Source organism: Microbacterium sp. NPDC077184 (assembly GCF_040687055.1).
Classification (GTDB): domain Bacteria; phylum Actinomycetota; class Actinomycetes; order Actinomycetales; family Microbacteriaceae; genus Microbacterium.
Map to the genome: position 1 here is coordinate 157,462 of NZ_JBFBMM010000008.1, position 16,602 is coordinate 174,063.

The 16,602-nt window shown below is 66.3% G+C and carries 17 protein-coding genes and 1 pseudogene; 9 read left to right on the plus strand and 9 right to left on the minus strand.

Going from position 1 to position 16,602, the window contains the following annotated elements; genetic code table 11:
• Nucleotides 1–562 precede the first annotated feature (562 nt).
• The gene (locus AB0O93_RS14365; RefSeq protein ID WP_363344468.1) at nucleotides 563–883 is read left to right on the plus strand and encodes a hypothetical protein; all 321 of its coding nucleotides are present in this window, start codon (nucleotides 563–565) and stop codon (nucleotides 881–883) included.
• A 55-nt stretch (nucleotides 884–938) separates the two neighbouring features.
• On the opposite strand, the gene AB0O93_RS14370 is transcribed toward AB0O93_RS14365, so the two are convergent.
• On the minus strand, nucleotides 939–1,946 hold the full coding sequence (locus AB0O93_RS14370; protein WP_024476678.1) for a zinc-binding alcohol dehydrogenase family protein: 1,008 nt from the start codon (nucleotides 1,944–1,946) through the stop codon (nucleotides 939–941).
• A 71-nt stretch (nucleotides 1,947–2,017) separates the two neighbouring features.
• Between AB0O93_RS14370 and AB0O93_RS14375 the strand changes: the two genes are divergently transcribed.
• Nucleotides 2,018–2,368, plus strand: coding sequence for a helix-turn-helix domain-containing protein (locus tag AB0O93_RS14375; RefSeq protein WP_024476679.1), 351 nt, complete (start codon nucleotides 2,018–2,020; stop codon nucleotides 2,366–2,368).
• Nucleotides 2,369–3,405: 1,037 nt separating this feature from the next.
• Here AB0O93_RS14375 and AB0O93_RS14380 read toward each other — a convergent pair.
• The 3 genes from AB0O93_RS14380 to AB0O93_RS14390 all read right to left on the minus strand — a co-directional run bounded on the left by AB0O93_RS14380 (nucleotide 3,406) and on the right by AB0O93_RS14390 (nucleotide 5,670).
• Nucleotides 3,406–4,320, minus strand: coding sequence for an alpha/beta fold hydrolase (locus AB0O93_RS14380; RefSeq protein WP_024476680.1), 915 nt, complete (start codon nucleotides 4,318–4,320; stop codon nucleotides 3,406–3,408).
• Between the two features lie 16 nt (nucleotides 4,321–4,336).
• Nucleotides 4,337–5,059: an alpha/beta hydrolase gene (locus tag AB0O93_RS14385; protein ID WP_024476681.1), complete on the minus strand. Its 723-nt coding sequence runs from the start codon at nucleotides 5,057–5,059 to the stop codon at nucleotides 4,337–4,339.
• A gap of 161 nt (nucleotides 5,060–5,220) precedes the next feature.
• Nucleotides 5,221–5,670: an IclR family transcriptional regulator C-terminal domain-containing protein gene (locus AB0O93_RS14390; protein ID WP_084423838.1), complete on the minus strand. Its 450-nt coding sequence runs from the start codon at nucleotides 5,668–5,670 to the stop codon at nucleotides 5,221–5,223.
• On the opposite strand from AB0O93_RS14390, the gene AB0O93_RS14395 reads away from it, so the two are divergent.
• A complete protein-coding gene (locus AB0O93_RS14395) occupies nucleotides 5,552–6,001 on the plus strand; it encodes an aldo/keto reductase (RefSeq protein WP_024476682.1) in 450 nt (149 codons plus the stop codon). The genes AB0O93_RS14390 and AB0O93_RS14395 overlap by 119 nt on opposite strands.
• A 46-nt stretch (nucleotides 6,002–6,047) precedes the next feature.
• Nucleotides 6,048–6,179 (plus strand): annotated as a pseudogene (locus AB0O93_RS14400) (hypothetical protein); the annotation flags it as partial.
• A 208-nt stretch (nucleotides 6,180–6,387) separates the two neighbouring features.
• On the opposite strand, the gene AB0O93_RS14405 reads toward AB0O93_RS14400, so the two are convergent.
• From AB0O93_RS14405 to AB0O93_RS14425, 5 genes are all read right to left on the minus strand, one after another.
• The gene (locus AB0O93_RS14405) at nucleotides 6,388–6,966 is read right to left on the minus strand and encodes a relaxase domain-containing protein (RefSeq protein ID WP_174524654.1); all 579 of its coding nucleotides are present in this window, start codon (nucleotides 6,964–6,966) and stop codon (nucleotides 6,388–6,390) included.
• Entirely contained in the window at nucleotides 6,858–7,175 is a 318-nt protein-coding gene (locus AB0O93_RS14410) for a type II toxin-antitoxin system RelE/ParE family toxin (RefSeq protein ID WP_024476684.1), read from the minus strand. The genes AB0O93_RS14405 and AB0O93_RS14410 overlap by 109 nt, the downstream gene beginning before the upstream one ends.
• Nucleotides 7,172–7,408, minus strand: coding sequence for an addiction module protein (locus AB0O93_RS14415; RefSeq protein WP_024476685.1), 237 nt, complete (start codon nucleotides 7,406–7,408; stop codon nucleotides 7,172–7,174). The genes AB0O93_RS14410 and AB0O93_RS14415 overlap by 4 nt, the downstream gene beginning before the upstream one ends.
• A 103-nt stretch (nucleotides 7,409–7,511) precedes the next feature.
• A complete protein-coding gene (mobF, locus tag AB0O93_RS14420; RefSeq protein WP_200951266.1) occupies nucleotides 7,512–10,955 on the minus strand; it encodes a MobF family relaxase in 3,444 nt (1,147 codons plus the stop codon).
• A 239-nt stretch (nucleotides 10,956–11,194) separates the two neighbouring features.
• Nucleotides 11,195–11,779 carry a TetR family transcriptional regulator gene (locus tag AB0O93_RS14425; protein ID WP_024476687.1) on the minus strand — a complete coding sequence of 195 codons (585 nt, stop codon included), beginning with the start codon at nucleotides 11,777–11,779 and terminating at the stop codon, nucleotides 11,195–11,197.
• Nucleotides 11,780–11,953: 174 nt separating this feature from the next.
• Between AB0O93_RS14425 and AB0O93_RS14430 the strand changes: the two genes are divergently transcribed.
• From AB0O93_RS14430 to AB0O93_RS14450, 5 genes are all read left to right on the plus strand, one after another.
• Complete coding sequence (locus AB0O93_RS14430; protein WP_197425748.1) at nucleotides 11,954–12,844, plus strand: MFS transporter; 891 nt, start codon at nucleotides 11,954–11,956, stop codon at nucleotides 12,842–12,844.
• A gap of 30 nt (nucleotides 12,845–12,874) precedes the next feature.
• A complete protein-coding gene (locus tag AB0O93_RS14435; protein ID WP_197425747.1) occupies nucleotides 12,875–13,102 on the plus strand; it encodes a hypothetical protein in 228 nt (75 codons plus the stop codon).
• On the plus strand, nucleotides 13,099–13,788 hold the full coding sequence (locus AB0O93_RS14440) for an NAD(P)H-binding protein (protein ID WP_024476688.1): 690 nt from the start codon (nucleotides 13,099–13,101) through the stop codon (nucleotides 13,786–13,788). The genes AB0O93_RS14435 and AB0O93_RS14440 overlap by 4 nt, the downstream gene beginning before the upstream one ends.
• A 49-nt stretch (nucleotides 13,789–13,837) precedes the next feature.
• The gene (locus AB0O93_RS14445) at nucleotides 13,838–14,692 is read left to right on the plus strand and encodes an AraC family transcriptional regulator (RefSeq protein WP_024476689.1); all 855 of its coding nucleotides are present in this window, start codon (nucleotides 13,838–13,840) and stop codon (nucleotides 14,690–14,692) included.
• Nucleotides 14,693–15,216: 524 nt separating this feature from the next.
• Nucleotides 15,217–15,927 (plus strand): AraC family transcriptional regulator, encoded by a 711-nt coding sequence (locus AB0O93_RS14450; RefSeq protein ID WP_157553712.1) that lies wholly within the window; start codon nucleotides 15,217–15,219, stop codon nucleotides 15,925–15,927.
• Nucleotides 15,928–16,602: the final 675 nt, after the last annotated feature.

Genomic DNA, 16,602 nt, shown 5'->3' on the forward strand with positions numbered 1-16,602 from the left:
CGCCGAGCTGTGCGTCGCGCGGGCCGCTGGAGTTGGTGCGGGAGATGGGGCACGCTGATCGGATGACTGAACGAAACACCTGGCCACGCAACCGGTCGACGCTTCCTGGCGGTGGCCTGTCGACGCTTCCTGGTGGCGGCTTGTCCACCCTGCCGGGTGACGGGGCCTCTACGCTTCCCGGCGGTGGTCTGTCGACACTCCCAGGTGGTGGCCTGTCGACCCTTCCTGGTGGCGGTTTATCCACGCTCCCTGGTGGCGGTATGTCGACGCTTCCTGGCGGTGGTCTGTCGACGCTTCCCGGGGGCGGCTTGTCTACGCTTCCTGGCGGAGGTCTCTCCTCGCTGCCTGGGGGTGGGCTGTATGACGGTGCAGACCCGAACCCGTACCGCTCGAATCAGCCACCCATGACCCACTTCATCCCCTACCTCCGCCATCAGGGGCTGAACGATGTCGCCGATCTGCTGGCGCGTGCTCACGGGCTGAACCTGTAACGAATCACGAGCTCTGCTTCATCGGAGCGGCCCCACGTTCACCTTGACACTCCACCGGGTACCGTCGAGCTGTGTTCTTGCTGCTTGACGCCAACGTGATCGTCGGCAATCCGCTTCTGCGCGGGCGGCAGTGGGACGCCGTCGCGGATGCGGTCGCTTCCGAAGCGCTCGATCTTTATGTGCCCGAGCTTGCGGTCGATGAAGCCGTGGCACGGTACCGCGACAGTGCAGCATTGCGTGAACGCGAGGCGAAGAAGGCTCTCAAGACATGGCCGCCGAGGTCACGGGAACTCGTCCAGGAAGCCATCAACGCTTCAGAGTCCTTCGCCGCCGAGTACGAGAGTCTTCTGCGGGCGCGCCTCGAACAGATGGGTGCAGAGATCGTCGGCTAGCCGAGGTTCTGCAAACGCACTCGCCTGTGAACATGCGCGTGCGCGCGGTTTCAGTCTACTCCCATCTGTGGACGGTGACCTTGCCGACTGTGCGGCCGTTCTCGACCAACTCGTGCGCCTCGCGGAGTGTGGTCGGTGAGATCGGCGCGAGTGTCGTTGTGGCCGTGGTGCGGATGCGGCCCTGATCTACAAGGTCAGCGACAGTGTTCAGGAGCTGGTGCTGTTCAATCATGTCCGGGGTCTGCCTGAGCGGGCGGGTGAACATCAGTTCCCAGTGCCAAGCGATGCTCTTGCCCTTGAGCGGGAACACGTCGCGCGGACCGTCGTCAATGGCGACAATATGCCCGAACGCTCGAACGATCCGCGCATAGGTTTCGATCTGCCCCGCGGAATGCGCGGTGAACAGCCAGTCCACGCCATCCTGCGCGACGGCGAGCACCTGCTCAGCCAGGTCGTCGCGGTGGTTCACCACATGCTCCGCGCCCAGGTTGCGCACCCAGGCGGAGCGTTCATCGTCGGAGGCGGTGGCGATCACGGTGACGTTCGGCAGGAGCGCGTCGGCCAGTGCCAGCATGATCGATCCGACTCCGCCGGTCGCGCCGATCACCAGCAGGGTGCCGGTCGAGTCCTCGGTAAGGGCGAGCCGCTCGAACAGGGTCTCCCAGGCGGTGATCGCCGTCAGCGGCAGCGCAGCAGCGTCGGCAAACGACAGCACCTGCGGCTTGCGCCCCGTAATCCGCTCATCCACAACATGCAGGCGCTGGTTCGTACCTGGCCGGTCGATGCTGCCCGCGTAGTACACCTCGTCACCCGGAGCGAACAGCGTCACCGCTGAGCCGACCTCGCGCACCGTACCGGCGGCGTCGAAGCCGAGCACCTTGAACCCGTTCGCAGGAGCGCCTTCCCGCAGTTTCACATCGACCGGGTTCACCGAGACCGCCTCGACCTCGACCAACAAGTCATGCGGTCCAAGTTCGGGCACCTCGACCTCGCGGGCGGTCAGCGCCTCGGGGTCGGTGGCGGGGAGGTTCTTCTCGTATCCGATCGCAGTCGTAGCCGTCATGCCAATTATGGTTCCCCAGACCTACTGGTTACCGTCAAGGCAACCTAGTACCCATCGGATACCATGAACGTATGAGTCAGACCGTGGATGAGTGCGACCGGAACGACGTGTACGCGGCCATGTGTCCGTGCCGCGACATGCTCGACCTGCTCGCCAACAAGTGGAGCGCCCTGGCCATCGGTGCGCTCGAAGACGGGCCGCAACGCAACGGGCAACTCAAACGACGCTTGGAAGGCGTCAGCCCCAAGGTGCTGTCCCAGACCCTCAAGCGTCTCGAAGACCACGGCCTGCTCACTCGCACCGTCTACCCCGAGGTTCCCGCTCGCGTGGAGTACGAACTTACTGACCTCGGACACAGCGCAGCCGCCCCGTTGAAGCATCTGCGCGACTGGGTTGAACACAACGTCGGAACCGACCAGTAGCGACCCCCTCGGCGCTACATCGAGCCAGGAGTCCCGGCCTCCGCGTAATACCGCGTCAACACAGACGAGGCGTCGCGGTCGCCGTCACCGGACACGACAGAGTTCAGCAGGTACCGGTACCCGTCACCGGTCGTCATCACCCTAATTGATAACGTCACACCTAGAAGGTGCGAAGTAACCGACGCGCGAGCACAGGAGCGCTTCTGTCATTTCGAAGGCGAGACTTCGCGCGATTGGGATTCGCCGGGCCATCCTTCTTCTCTTTCGTCGAACGTCACCGCAACACCGTGTCGCTGGGGTTCGTGAAATCTTCTTCCGGAAGCGAAACCCAGGTACTGCGCCATGAGGAACTCGCCGCAGCGATGCACAGGCGTTCGACAGTTCGGTCGCACGAACCGATCGTTTGTTAACGGACGGCACTGTACGTCGATCGAAAGTCGCGCCGACACCCCCTGCGAATTCGCGTCGCGGGATAGTTTGCCAGGATCCGGCGATCAGCGTGGTGCGCATCAAGGAGGTGCGCAGCGGCCTCAGCACGAGGAGCCTGCCCGCGAGGCCGACCACCCCGCCCCTAGGAACGGTAGGAGTGCGACGTCGGGGCGAGCTGGGGGCCACCCCCCGAGACCGAAAGTAGCACCGCAGCGACGATAAGCGCCACGCCAACCAGGGTGGTCGTCAGCTCCCCGACCAACGAACCGATCCATCCGCGTTCCTGGAGGTCTCGGAACATCCTTATGCTCAGCCCGAACGTTCCGTTCGAGCTGCGAACCGATCGTCTCGATGCGTCGTGGCAGACGCCTCAGCTGTCCACCGATGACCTGGAGTTGCACGCGGCCGTCGGCGAACATCTCCCTTGAGTCCATCGCCAGACGTATGAAATGAGGAGTTCGAGCAAGGGCCCGATCGACCAAGTCGTAGTCGGCAACGAGCTGGCACAGCGTTCCCTCGAGTGACACGAAGGAAACGACTGGCGTTCTCCTCCGCTGTTGGGGACGTCGGGTCGGCTGAAATAATGGCCGGGACGATACGGTGGCGAGTCAGAGCGCCGTGATCCACCGCGCGATCTCGTCAGCGAGCTCGTCGCTATTGTCTTCGACCATCAGCATGTGGCCGTTCCCAGCGAGAACAGGCAGTTCGGACGACCAGAAGGTGACGGCGGCGCCCTGATCGGTGAGCCAGGCCACGATGTCCTGATCCAGCTGCGAGGGGTGGTCGGTATCGGCTCCACCCGTGAAGACGAGAATCGGCTTGTTCGTGAACGCGTCGGTCGGCCCGATCCTCATTTGGCTCCCACCGATGTTCTGACGCTGATAAAGCATCCGGGCCGGGATCGGCCGAAGGGTGCGGCGGAACACCTCGATGCACTCGCGGGGGAACCGCCGGCTGGGTCCGATGGCCTTGTCGTTCACGAAGGCGCTTGTGGGTTCCCAGAAACCCATCTTCGGGATGGTCCAGTCGATGGCCGCTCCACGGATGGAGACCTCCTGGTCGGACTCCCTCACGATCTCGGGCACCGCCTGTACATTTCCAGGCGGGCCCGGAGCGACGGCTACGAGCCCGTCGATGAGATCGCCATGCGTCTCTAGGAGGCGGAAGCCAATCGGACCTGCCATCGAGTGCACGACCAGCACGACGTTCCGGCCGAGACCAGAGAGGAACACGCCCATCCCTCGGCACACGCTCTCATAGTCCAGCCGCGCAGACGCCGCACGATCATCGACGTGTTGGGCCGCCTCATAGGACAACCCCAGCCAGTCCACCACCAGCACACCGTAGCCAAGCGATACCAATCGTGCCGCCCAGCCCTGTCGGCCGTCGGGCGTCTCGAGATAGCACTCCTTCGAGACACCACCCCCGTGCACGAGGACGATCCACCGAGCAGGCGCACCCGACGGCGCCAGTTCGGTGTACGAGATCGGCGCGACGTCGTCTGGGCGTGAAATCGAATCCATAGCTTCCCCAGGCCTGTTAGGCAATGACGGCGTCGAGGGCCCGTGCGAGCCTCTCCGGATGCGTGAGCATCACCAAATGGCTTCCGTCGATCTCGATCGTGCGCGGACTATCAAGCCGCCCGGCCGCGGCCTGGTAGATCTCAGCGGGAACGGCCTGGTCCTGAGCGAGGAACACATAACTTGACGGGATGCTGCTCGCCCAGAACTGGTCGAGGCGGATCGGCTCATTGGACCAGCCTGCCGGCGTTGGGACGAGCCTCGGCTCGAGCGCGGCGAGCTGCTGCTGCTCGAACGGGGACATGTCCTGCATAGACGCGGCCCAGAGCTCAGGCGGCATGACGATGGTGTTGTCGTCGGACTGACTCGCAAGCGCCTTCATCGCTGCGACCAACGGATCGGGGAGCACGTCGTTAATGGTCTCGCCGTCGCGCAGCACCCAGGCGTCGACGAAGACGACCCGGCCGATGCGCTCGGGCATCGCCTCAGCGACGAGTTGGATGAGCGGACCTCCGCCGCTATGACCGACGAGCACGATGTCGAGCTGGGTGAGCTCTCTTACCTGATCGATCAGATCGCGCGCCATCATGCTCATCGTGACGCCGGAGCGGTCCACGTCACCGTCTTCGAGACCGCGCAGCGTCGGCGCGATCACCTCGTGCCCCATTCTGCGCAATTCGTCGGCGACGCCGTCCCACGCCCAGCCGCCTACCCATCCGCCGTGCACCAGTACGATCTGCATTGATCATCCTCTTCGCATATTTATCTGCTGAGCAGAACTTGTTTCTAACTAGAAGACACAATAGCTTGCGCGGCGCCAACAGTCCAGCATGGCTCGAGCTCTCTTCAGAACGCGCCGAACGACCCCTGCACCAGGTCGCAGGGGAAAGAGACGACGAGCCTTCAGGAGGTCAGGTCGGCCAGACGTACGGCTGCCTCATCGAGGAGTGCGACGAGGGTCTTCACCTTGCGGGGAGGCAAGCGGAACACCGGGGCAGATGCGTTGATCGCCAACCGCAGCCCGCTCGCCGAGGGAACGGCCACGGCCACCGAGGCCACGCCCTCCTCGCTCTCCTCCCGGTTCGTTGCATAGCCCTGCTTCGCGACAAGATCCAGTTGTGCGAGGAGCTCGGTCTTGGTACGGATCGACTGCGGAGTCACCTGTGAGAGTTGCTCGTCGGGGTAGAGACGGTCCAATTGTTCTCGCGGGAGCTGCGCCAGGAGAACCTTTCCCGTGGAGGTGCAATGGGCCGGCATCTCCTTGCCCAACCGTGAAGCGACTCGCACCGCCGTCGTCGGTTCCGCGACCGGGGTCGTGCCCGACGTGAACCAGATCCAGCTCAGCCCCGACATCGCCCGTACCGTTCCTCGACGCGCGCACGAGGTGCTCGGTATCGTGACCGAGAGCTGGAGCCCGCTCGGCCGCGGGCCCGAGCTGCGGGAGAACCCGACGATCGTGCAGATCGCGGCGGACGTCGGACGAACGGCGGCACAGGTGGTGCTCCGCTGGCACGTGCAGCAGGGCCTCGTGCCGGTGCCGAGATCGTCAGACCCCAAACGCCTGGTCGAGAACCTCTCGGTCTTCGACTTCCGCCTTAGCACCGACCAGATGGCCACGCTTGCGTCCCTCGACAACGGCGAAGCCGCCGCGCGGGACTCTGACCTGCCCGAGAACGGTCATTAGTCCACCAAGAACACCAAAATCGTCACCGATCTGGTAAATTCAGCGCGCTCTGGAGACGCAGCAGAACGCCTCGCGCGGCTCCTGGACATTCGACTACACGCAGGACCGGCTCTCCGCCATCATGCGCTGCACACACGACCGCTGCCTCGAGACCGCCGACGAATACGGCTCGCCAGGCTTGCCCGGTGGACTTCGGCGACTGCGCGAAGCAACTGACCGGCGGCGAAGGTGATGGCTCGAACGTAGGCGCGATCTGCCTTGCTCGCCTCACCTTCGGCTCGCTCGACAGCCGCGTCCAAACCATCGCGAAGTCGCGTGCACTGCAGATGGCGGCGAGGGAGAGAGTAAGTTCTGCAGTGTGCCCGATCGGGAACAGGGGGTGGGCTTTAGTACCCCTGCCCGAATTCGCGAAGTCTGGGCCACAGATCGCCGCCGACGACGCCGAAGACCCCTACGTCCGCCAGCATGCCGCCGAAGCCCTGCTTGAGATCAACGAAGACCGGAAAGTCAACGGCCGCTACCTCGCCGTCAAGACCCGACAGAACCTCGCCCGCCTCACCGACTTCGCCGAACACACCCGTCGGTTTCCCTGCCTCTTCCGCCTCGATCAACGCCACCTGTGCACCCCTATCAGCGGGAGCGAGGGTCTCGGGAAGCTTCTCAAGCCGACGGGCAACTCGCTCGGCAGTGCTTGCGAATCGGCGGTACGGACGACCCAACTGTTCGCTCGTGTTGGGGTCCTGGCCGTGCCCCATGAGACGGCGGAGCTGCTCCTCGCTGACCTCACCACCGGGTTCGACGGCGCCAGAAATGTACGCGAGACCCGATCCGAGCCATGAGCCCGGCGGCGTGCTGTTCAGTCGTTCAGCCGGTGGAGCCAGTAGCCGGGTTCGCGGCGCTCGTGGGCGTAGGCGAGGATCAGGATCGTGTCCGGCTCCACCGTGTAGACGATGCGGTACGGGTATCCGCGAACGGCCTTGCTGCGGATCACGGTGCCATCGTCAGCGGTCGTGAATGGTGGGGCGGCGTTCGGCCATTGGTCGAGGTCTTTCCGGGCTTGCCTTGCTCGGTCGATGAGCGCAAGGCCGATCCCTGGCTCCTGGTCTTCGTACCAGCGCACGGCGGCGTCGAACTCCGCGACGGCCTCGGGGTGCTCTCGCTGGGCCAAGGTCATGCGGTGAGCAAGGCGCGCAAACGCTCGTAGTGCTCGTCGGCATCCACCAGATCGACCGCACCCTCACGCACCTCGGCCAGTCGCCGGGTAGCCTCGGCACGCCAGGCTGCATCGACCTCGCTCTCGTCGTCTGCATCATGGAGGCTTTCGAGCAGGGCGTTAGCGACGACCGCGCGCTGATCGGCGTCGAGCGCGAGGCCGTCTCGGATCAGAGTTGCGGTGTCGGGTGTCATGTATTCAAGTGTACGTCGAACGGCCGACAATCGCGCTGGGCGTCTGTGGCTCGGGTTGCGGGGCTGCTGTGAACGTCACGCCGACGCGACGTGCTGCTGATGCTCATAGGCCGCGTGCTGGCCCGTCATGTCGCGGGTCGTTGCGCCGCGGGTCGCGTTCGGTCGGCTCGCGGAGTTGCCGTTCGCGTTCGGCGAGTGCTTGCTGCCTTGCTTCGTGCTCGGCGCGGGTGGTTTCGATCCGTGCGGCGGCGTCGCGGATCGGTAGCGCGCGGAGGTAGTCGGCCTCGGCTCGGAGCGCGGTGGCTTGCTGGTGCGCCTGTCCTGCTTGCTGTGCTGGGTTCGGCAGTCGCATCCCGACCCGGTGGCGCATCACCGCCTGCGGCCCGTACTCGCTGACCAGCAACGCCCGGCGTTCCTGCTCGTGCCGCTGCCGCAACTCGTCACGGTCGGCTCGCGCGGCCTCGACGTGCTGGGCGGCGTCGATCACGCGGGGATCGGCCTCGGCGCGACGCTCGGCCTGTCGTGCCGCCCACTCGGGCAGGGTGTCGGTGGTGCGGGGTGGTTCGCCCCATGTTTCGCGCACCCGTGCCCGAACCGTCCGGGTGTGCTCGCTCGTCTGGCGGTGCTCCGCGCGGGCCTTGCGCCTGCCGAGCCTGCCGACGGTGGCGAGTCGGCTGCTTGCGGCGGCCTCGCGCTCGACAGCATCGAGATAGGTGGTGCCGTCTGCCTCGGCCTGCACCGTCAACGGTTCCGCGATTTCGGCACGGATGCGCGCCGCCTCGTCCTCGGCGTGGCGGAGCACGTCGGCGTGCTCGTCGTCCTCGGTCTTGTGTGTTGCGCGCTGGGCGTCGAACCTGGCAGCGGTCTGCTCCCAGCGTTCCGCCGCACGTTCGGCTCGTTCGGCTTCGGCGGTGAGGCGGGCGAGTTCTTCGGTGATGAGCTGCACGGGGCCATCGCTGACGAGGCCTTGCACGGCGTCGATGGCTTGGGCGGTGGCGTGGTCGAGGCCACGGTCTGCCGGGTCGCGTTCCATCGCCTCAACGAACCGCGCCCGCGCATCCGCCATATCAGCGGCGACGACGTGGAGTTGGTTCTGTTGGCGGCCTCTCGTCATGCCGACGTAGACGCCTGCCGCGCTCGTCGCCTCCGACAAGGCCGTGTGGGAGGCATCGACGGTTGCGCCTTGGACGCCGTAGGCGGTCGCGGCATACGACAGGTGCGCCCACTCGCTCACGTACTCGGCGGGGAGGGCGACGGTGCGGCTGTGCTTGCCTCCGCCGCTGACTTCGCGGGCGTAGACGCTGCCCTCGTCGGTCACATGCTGCACGATCCATTGCTGCCGGTTTGCCACGCCGAGGTCGCTGCTGTTCTTCCGGGTCTGGATCAGGTCGCCAGCGCCGATGCTCAGCCCGTCGCTGCCGGTCGTCGTCATAGTGTCGTCGACCTCGCCGCGCTCGACCCGCCCGGCGCGGATGTGCTCGTTCAGCTCGGTGGCCTCGTCGTTGGTGGCGACGGTGATCGCTTCGCCGTCGTGGGCGTGGGCGGTGATGTGCTCGCGGGCCGCTTCCTCGTCGGCATGCAAGGTCACGAGGCCCATCGTGGCGAGTCGGTCGAACACGTCGCCGGGGTGCTCCCGGTCACGCATGACCAACGTCAACGCCGCATACTCGGCATCGGTGAACCTGTGGAGTTCGGTCATGTCGTAGGTACGGCCACGAATCTGGGCGGCCATGTCGAGCACCCCGCCGCGCCCGACCGCCGGGAGCTGCGCCCGGTCGCCCACGAACGCGACCGACGCGCCTGCCTCGGCGGTGACGGTCAGCAGAGCGAGGGCGGTGTCCTGGTCGAGCATCCCCGCTTCGTCCACGATCACCCGCTCACCCCGCGACAGCACGGCGTCGTTTGGTGGGCCGGTGTAGATGTTCCCGGTTGCAGGGTCGGTGTCGCCGGGTGCGAGGCGTGTCCATACGCCGTCCTCGTTCCACCGCCACCCATGCGCATACACGAGCGCCGCGACGGAGGTTGCGGGCACGCCGAGTTCTTCGTGGGCGACCTGCGCCGCACGCAACGTCGGCGCAACCACCCGCGAGGATCGCCCGTGCTCGGCTGCAACCTCGATGGCGACGCCGAGCATGGTGGTCTTGCCTGCGCCCGCCGCGCCCTCGACAATCACGAGCGGGTTGGTCGAGGCGACGGCAGCGGCGGCCACGGTCTGCCCGGTGTCGAGTCCGGCGGCTTGCGCAGCGTCGGTCACGTCGGGGTGCTTCGGCTCCCGTTCCGGCGTCGCGGCGGTGAGTTGGTCGCGGAGTGCGGTCTCGGCGGCGACGACGCCAAGGCTGGTGAGGTGGGCGACGTGCTCGGGTTGCACCATGCCCGGCGGCAGCACCGAGAAACAATCCGAGGCGGCGAGTCCGGTGGCGAGGTCGATGAACTCGCGCAACTCCGCCGGGGTCGCTTGCACGCCTGCCTCGGTGGTGATGCGGGTGACGTGCTCTCGCACGGTGTGCGGTGTCCAGGTCGATGCAGCCGCCGCGCAGCGATCCAGCGCACGACTGGCGACCTGTTGCACGCTGAGGTCATCCAGCGATGCCGGCGCAACGGTGTCGGGGTGCTGCAAGCTCTCGGGGTGGTAGCCGGCGTCTCGGAGTTCCTGCTGCCACCACTGCTCGTTCTTCAAGTCCGCCGGTTTCTTGCCGGGCCGCTGGAACGCCCACGCCGCGTCCTGCATCCGAGCGGTCAACACCGGGCCGGGCGTCTCGCCGGGATGCTTCGCTTGCCACTCGGCCTCCATGCGTTCCAGGTTGCGTCTGATCTGCGCCGACCGCTTCGACATGACGGCGTTGAACGGCTCCAACTCCACAACCTCACCGCTTACGGGGTCGAGGGTCAGGCCATGCTCGGAGAGCGTGGCGGCGAGCTGGGGGTGCGCGGCGATCACCGCCGTACCGAGAGCACGGATCGCGCCCTGCTGCTGGAACAACGCCGCCGTGGTCAGCGCCCGCCACTTCCCGCCCGCCCACACCCTCGTGCCAATCTGGAAATGGATATGCCGGTGCGGATCACCCGCACGACTCGTCTTGTGCGTGATCGCGACGGTCTGCATGTGCTCGACCGGCAGCACCTCCTGCGCGCCGCGCGGCCCCGCCAACGTGACCGAATGCTGACCAAGGAAGTGCTGAATCTCCCGCGCCGCATCCCGCTGCGTCGCGTCCAACGCCTCGGACACGTCCGGGTGGAGTGCGGCGGCGACCGACAGGCTCTTCGGCGCGTTGATCGTCATCTCCGCGAACAACGGCGACCCCCGACGCACCTTGCCCGGCTTGCGCGGGGTACCCATCGACTCCCCGGTGTCCGGGTTCACCCAATCGACCCAGGCTTCGTACTCATCCGCCGACAGCGACCGAGCAGCGGTGACCTCGCCGGTCGCGTCGATCACGGCGTACTCGGCCACGGCCTGGTCTGCGCCGAGGTAGTACTCGTCAGCGCGGGAGCGGTCGGCCTCGACATAGGCGCGCGCGGCAGCACCGCTGCCGTGGAACAGCTTCACTCCACCCTTCACTCTGGCCTCCCTCACGAGTCGTCTCGTGAGAGAGGTGCGCACTACGGCCCCGCCGTAAAATACGTGCCTCACTGAGATAGGGGGCAGATGACTGATGGAGCCGAGCGTCAGCGCGAGAGCGTCGCACAGAGTGTCGCTGGCAAGAGTTGGCGTCACAAAGTTCGAGGGAACTTTCGGAGTTCGGTTCGATGAAGTGACTAGTCTTCTCGGCGAACTTCGTGACCTGATTACTGCCCGATGAGTCTTCGGGCAGCGGTGACGACGGAGGCACGGCGGCGTGCGTGTTCGGCGTCGCTCTCGGCTCCGGTGATCATGCGGGCGACCTGCGGTACCGCTGACCACCATCCGGCGAGTGAGAGCACGAGGAACATCAGGTGGTCGGCGTCGAGGTCGCTCGTTACTGTGCCCTTGGCCTGTCCGTCGGTCATGGCGGCGACTTTGTATCCGTAGTATTCGCGCCGCTCGGCCTCGTCGGGTACTTCGGTGTCGAAGACGAGCCCTTCCCAGCGCATGAGCCTGCCGAGTTCGGGGTGCTCGCGGTGGTAGTCGTAGACGCGCCCGGCGTAGTCGCCCACGTCCTCGGTTGCGAATGATTCGACGGGCACGTCGCGGGCTACCTTCGCCAGTTCCTCGCGCAGTACGGTGGCGAAAAGTCTGTCCTTGCCCCCGAAGTGCGTGTAGACGCGCTCCTTGTTCACCCCGGCGGCCTTGGCGATGCGCTCGATGGTCGTGCCGTGCGGCCCGTGCGCGGCGAACTCGGCCACCGCCGCGTCGAGGATGCGGCGCTTCCTGCCCTCAACATCCCAGCCCATCGTTCCCACCTCCCGTCTCGTGCGGTAAACCCAACGCTCACGTTGCGTCTTCGCGGTTAGCCTACTACAGTCAAATCCAACGGAAACGTTGGATTTGGAGTGGTGGTGTCTGCGAACTCGACGGAACAGATAGCGGGAGCAGGCGAGGCGCGCGAGCACCCGGCAGGGAACGGCGTGGTCGTGCTGCTCGTGGTCACGGCGCTGCTGGTGCTCACGCAGTTGTACGCGGCAATCCCGCTGATCGCCCCGATCGGTGCGGAACTCGGCTCTGATGTGACGTTCGCGCTCTCGACGGTGTTCAGCGTGTGCTATGCGGTCGGGTTCCTGATCTGGGGGCCGTTGGCCGATCAGTACGGGCGGAAGCGGATCATGCTCATCGGCCTGGTGTATCTCACCGTCGCGACCATCGCCTGCGGCTTCGCCTCCACGGTGCCGATGCTTGCTGCGCTGCGCGGGGTGCAGGGGGTGATGGCGTCGAGTTTCGCGCCGGTTGCGCTCGCGTATCTGGCCGAAGCGACCCCGCTGAAGCGTCGGGCAACGGCGATCGGGGCCATGTCGACGGCATTCCTCGTTGCCGGGATCGCAGGCCAAGTACTCGCCTCCGCGCTCAGCCTGACGTTGGGCTGGCAGTGGGTGTTCATCCTCTCCGGCATCATGCTCGGCCTCGGCATGATCGGCGTCGCCGTGCTCGTCACCGAGCCGCACAGTCGCAGAGACGATGCGAGCCTGGTGCGTCGCTTCGCCGTAGTCGGGAGGGTCGCCACACGCCCCTCGGTGCTGCTACTGAGCCTCGCGCACCTAACGCTGCTGTTGTCGTTCGTCGGCATGTACACCGGCCTCGGCCCGCACCTGACCGACCTCTGCCTGGACTCATCGCAGGTGATCTGGCTCCGCCTCGTCGGGCTGCCGGGCATGTTCGCCTCCCTCTTCGCGGGCGCTATTGCGAAGCGTCTCGGCGGCGCGGGGGTTGCACGTGCCGGGTTCGCCCTCGCCGCGATTGGGCTGCTGATCGAAGCCGCACTCTCGGCATCCCTCGCGGGCACGGCGCTGGCGAGTCTCGTGTGAGTCACTGGGGTCGCGCTCGCGGTGCCCGCGATGATCACCCTGTTCGGCGAGACCGCCGCCCCGAACCGGGCCGGTGGGATGGCGCTCAACGGATTCGTGCTGTTCCTCGGTGCCAGCGTCGGCCCACTCACTGCCTACCTGGGCTTGGACTTCCCGATCCTGCTCGTCAGTCTCGCCGCGCTCATGGTGCTCGCCGTCGCCAGCCTCACCGGGTTCGCCCGACTCACCCGCACGCCCGCTTCGGAGGTACCTGTATGACTCGCATCCTGATTCTCGGCGCGACCGGGCGCACCGGAGCCGCCATCCTCGCTCATCTCCCCGCAGGCATCGAGGCGACCGCTGCGCTGCGCGATCCGGCAGACACCACGCGGCTCGCCAAGACTGCTGCATCGCTGACCTCCACGGTCGTGAACATCGCTGAGAACGCCAGTCTCACGCAAGCAATGCACGGCATCGACGTCGTCATGAACGCGATCCGACTGCGTGAGGACATCGCCCCGACCGAACTCGTGGCCGTACATGATCGACTCATCGAGGCAAGCACCAAGGCCAACGGCGCTCCGGCCCGGATCGTCACGGTCGGCGGAGCAGGAGCACTCCGACTCCCTGGAGACAGACGGTTCTGGCAAGACCCCCGGTTCCCAGAACCCACACTGCCGCGCGGGAGAGCACACGCCATGCTGCGCGACCACCTCGAAGCGGGCAACGCAGGATCAGAATGGGCGTATCTGATCCCGCCGCCCGTCTACGAACCGGAGGGGCCGACGACAGCACGCTGGGAACGAGTCTCCCCTTCCACAGACGAGACTGCGTTCACCCGACAAGCGATCAGTTATGCCGACTTCGGAGCGGCAGTCGCGGAGACTTCCACCAAGGACGACACTCGCACGCAACTCATCGCATGGCCCAGTGAACTGACAGAAAAGCACCCGATGAGTGGATAGGCGCATCTCCCCGCCGTTGTCGGCTCGGACACGGACGACGCATCGACCTGTGGGCCTGGCGGCGTACAACGTTGTCCGGCTCGTTGTGATCCGTGACGGCACGGCCATCGTGTTCAGCGAGTTCGGACAGCAACCCGTCAGCTTTGGCGACGCGGTGCTGCTGGGGCCGAGCGTGCTGTTCGGCGTCGAACCCGAGGGGCGGGTCACCTATACGACGGTCTACATCGACACCGACATGGCGCTGGATCAGTTCTTCTGGCAACACTCCGCGATCTTGCACGACCGCCTCGACGCCCACGACTTCGCGGGAAAGGTGTACACCGAACCTGCCCAGGTACTGCACCTGGGCCGGGATCGAGCCGGGCGGTTGTTGCCGTGGCTGGACGAGCTGGTCGCCCTCACCGTCGAGGGCAAGTACCTGGAACGGTTCCATCGGATGCAGGCGCTCTGGTTCCTCATCACCGATGTGATCGCGCCGTGCATCCGCGTCTCGACGGTGCGGCTGACCCGGCTGCAACGTGCCCGCGCTCGCCCGTTCTCCGCTCGAAGTCGGGTGCCTGAACCGTTGCGTCGTGAGGCGATGCTGGTGCGCGACGCGCTGCACAGCCGGATCACGCACCCGTGGACGCTCGCGGAACTGGCAGCCCTGGTGCGGCTCTCTCCGAAGCACCTGGTGCGCGTGTTCACGGACACGTTCGGGAAGACCCCGACCGCCTACCTGGTGATGCTCCGCGTGCAAGAGATGGCGCGGCTCCTACGCGAGACGAACATCACCGTCACCGCCACCGGGCAGCGGGTGGGGTGGCGGAGCCGGTCGCGCGCGGTAGAAGCATCCACAGCGCACACCGGAGTGACACCGAGCCGCTACCGAGACATGCGCCCGCTCATGACCGACCTCCCATGACCGAGCCGGTCGCGCTGCCCGGCAAAGTGCCGGAGTGACCGGGAAACGCCCGGCCTGCTCGTCTCCTGCTTCGCCGCGACCGCCGGTGCTTGGTAGGCCGGTTCTTCCCCCTGGTTGCTCGGGGGTGGTCAGAGAAGGGAGGTCGTCATGTCGCTGCTACTCGAACGCCCGGCGACCACGCCGACCGGTCATGAGCCTACAAGGACGCCGCAGTCGCCGCACCCCGCGATAGTGCAGCCGGTCGAGCCGTGGAGTTGCGTCTATGTCACCAGCATCCGTCACCGTCGCATATTGGCGGCGACCGCCTATGACTGTGTGCGCTTCGTGGTCGTGCGCGACGGCTCGATCATCCTCACCGATGCCGATGCCGATGCCGATGCGGGCGGGTCGGCGTCGGTGGGTGATGTGGTGCTGGTCGCCCCGAACGTCGAGTTCGGGTACGAACCCGAGGGCACCGTCACGGTGAGGACAGTGGCAGTGGATACCGATTACTGGTCGAGCAGTTGTTCTGGCAGCACCTCGACGTGCTCGCGGACGGCGAAGCCGCACGCGACCTCGCAACTCACCTGTATCCCGATCCGGTGCAGGTGCTGCGCGTCGGAGAATCGCAGGCCGAACGGCTCGGGCCGATCCTCGATGAACTCGCCACACTCACCGGCGAAGACCAATCGCCGCGCGGCTACTTCCGTGCGTATGCGCTGCTGTTCACGGTGCTCGCCGCCATCGCGCCGCTGGTTCGTCACGCGCCGGTGGAGGTGCCGCCGCTGACCTCTCGGCAGCGGGCCGTGCGGGTCGCGCCTCCCCGGTGGCGGGAGTTCAAGCCGGTGCGCCGCGAGATTATGCGCACGGCGGCGCTCATGCAGAGCAACATCGCCAGGCAGTGGCCGCTCACCGAACTGGACGCGCACGCCTGCCTGTCGCCGAGTCAGCTCAATCGGGTGTTCAAGGACTCGTTCGGGGTGACGCCGCCGGTGTACCTGTCGATCCTGCGCGTACAGGAGATGGCGCGCCTGATCCGCGAAACCGATCTGCTCATCGGCACGATCACCGAACGGGTCGGCTGGTGCCACCACTGCGGGCAAGCCTCGCGCATCTTCCGCCGCTACATGGGCGTGACCCCCATCGAGTACCGGCGCTACGGCCCACCGTCCGCGAGCCGGGCGGGGCCGGGCGTCGGCATCGCCACCGCACGCGCCGACGACTCCCGTGGGAACGGGTGCGCACCTACCTACTGACACCTGCCCACACGACCGGAGGAACCCGACGATGAGCACCGCCACCACGCGACCGCGATACGCTCCGGCGCGCCTGCATGTCGGGGTGGGGGTGACGGTTCCGGCAAATTGCCGGAACCGTGCGACCAGGGCTTTTACTCCCGGCCGGGGTGGTTCCGTCGAATCGGCGGCACCACACTCGCGGGGCGACGGTCGGGGAAAATTTCCCACACCGTCCAGCCTGCGACCTCGGCCCGCTGTGCTGCTCGTTGTGGTTCTCGTGACGGTGGTGGCAAATTGGCACCACCGTCCGACCAGGAGTTTCGCCGTTGCCCCCGCGAACCAAGCCGCATCCGCTGCGACCTCACCGCGACCGTTCACGGTGGTGTCGAATCGCCACCACCGTCGGACCTGCGCTTTCGCTCCGCTCGGCTGGCCGTCACGGGCGCGAACGGTGCCGCAAAATTTGCGGCACCGTTGAGCCGGTTCACGAGGGTACCGAATCGGCACCCCCGTGACATACCCCGTTTGGGGTCGGTCGCAGGTAGCTCCCTGTGGATAAGTCTGCATATAGTACCTCAACTCGATGCCAGGTACTAGATGTACCCGGCCATGAGGTTGGTGGCGTTTCCGGTCTTGTGAAAGGGGAGAACCTCCGGGCTTAGTGGAGATGTCTGACGTCTTCACGAACTCGGA

Coding starts and splice junctions, on each gene's coding strand:
- AB0O93_RS14375 (WP_024476679.1), top strand. CDS start 2,018: ATGAGTCAGACCGTGGATGAGTGCGACCGGAACGACGTGTACGCGGCC.
- AB0O93_RS14440 (WP_024476688.1), top strand. CDS start 13,099: ATGACTCGCATCCTGATTCTCGGCGCGACCGGGCGCACCGGAGCCGCC.
- AB0O93_RS14390 (WP_084423838.1), bottom strand. CDS start 5,670: ATGTCGGGGCTGAGCTGGATCTGGTTCACGTCGGGCACGACCCCGGTC.
- AB0O93_RS14385 (WP_024476681.1), bottom strand. CDS start 5,059: ATGCAGATCGTACTGGTGCACGGCGGATGGGTAGGCGGCTGGGCGTGG.
- AB0O93_RS14435 (WP_197425747.1), top strand. CDS start 12,875: ATGATCACCCTGTTCGGCGAGACCGCCGCCCCGAACCGGGCCGGTGGG.
- AB0O93_RS14380 (WP_024476680.1), bottom strand. CDS start 4,320: ATGGATTCGATTTCACGCCCAGACGACGTCGCGCCGATCTCGTACACC.
- AB0O93_RS14370 (WP_024476678.1), bottom strand. CDS start 1,946: ATGACGGCTACGACTGCGATCGGATACGAGAAGAACCTCCCCGCCACC.
- AB0O93_RS14410 (WP_024476684.1), bottom strand. CDS start 7,175: ATGACCTTGGCCCAGCGAGAGCACCCCGAGGCCGTCGCGGAGTTCGAC.
- AB0O93_RS14425 (WP_024476687.1), bottom strand. CDS start 11,779: ATGGGCTGGGATGTTGAGGGCAGGAAGCGCCGCATCCTCGACGCGGCG.
- AB0O93_RS14415 (WP_024476685.1), bottom strand. CDS start 7,408: ATGACACCCGACACCGCAACTCTGATCCGAGACGGCCTCGCGCTCGAC.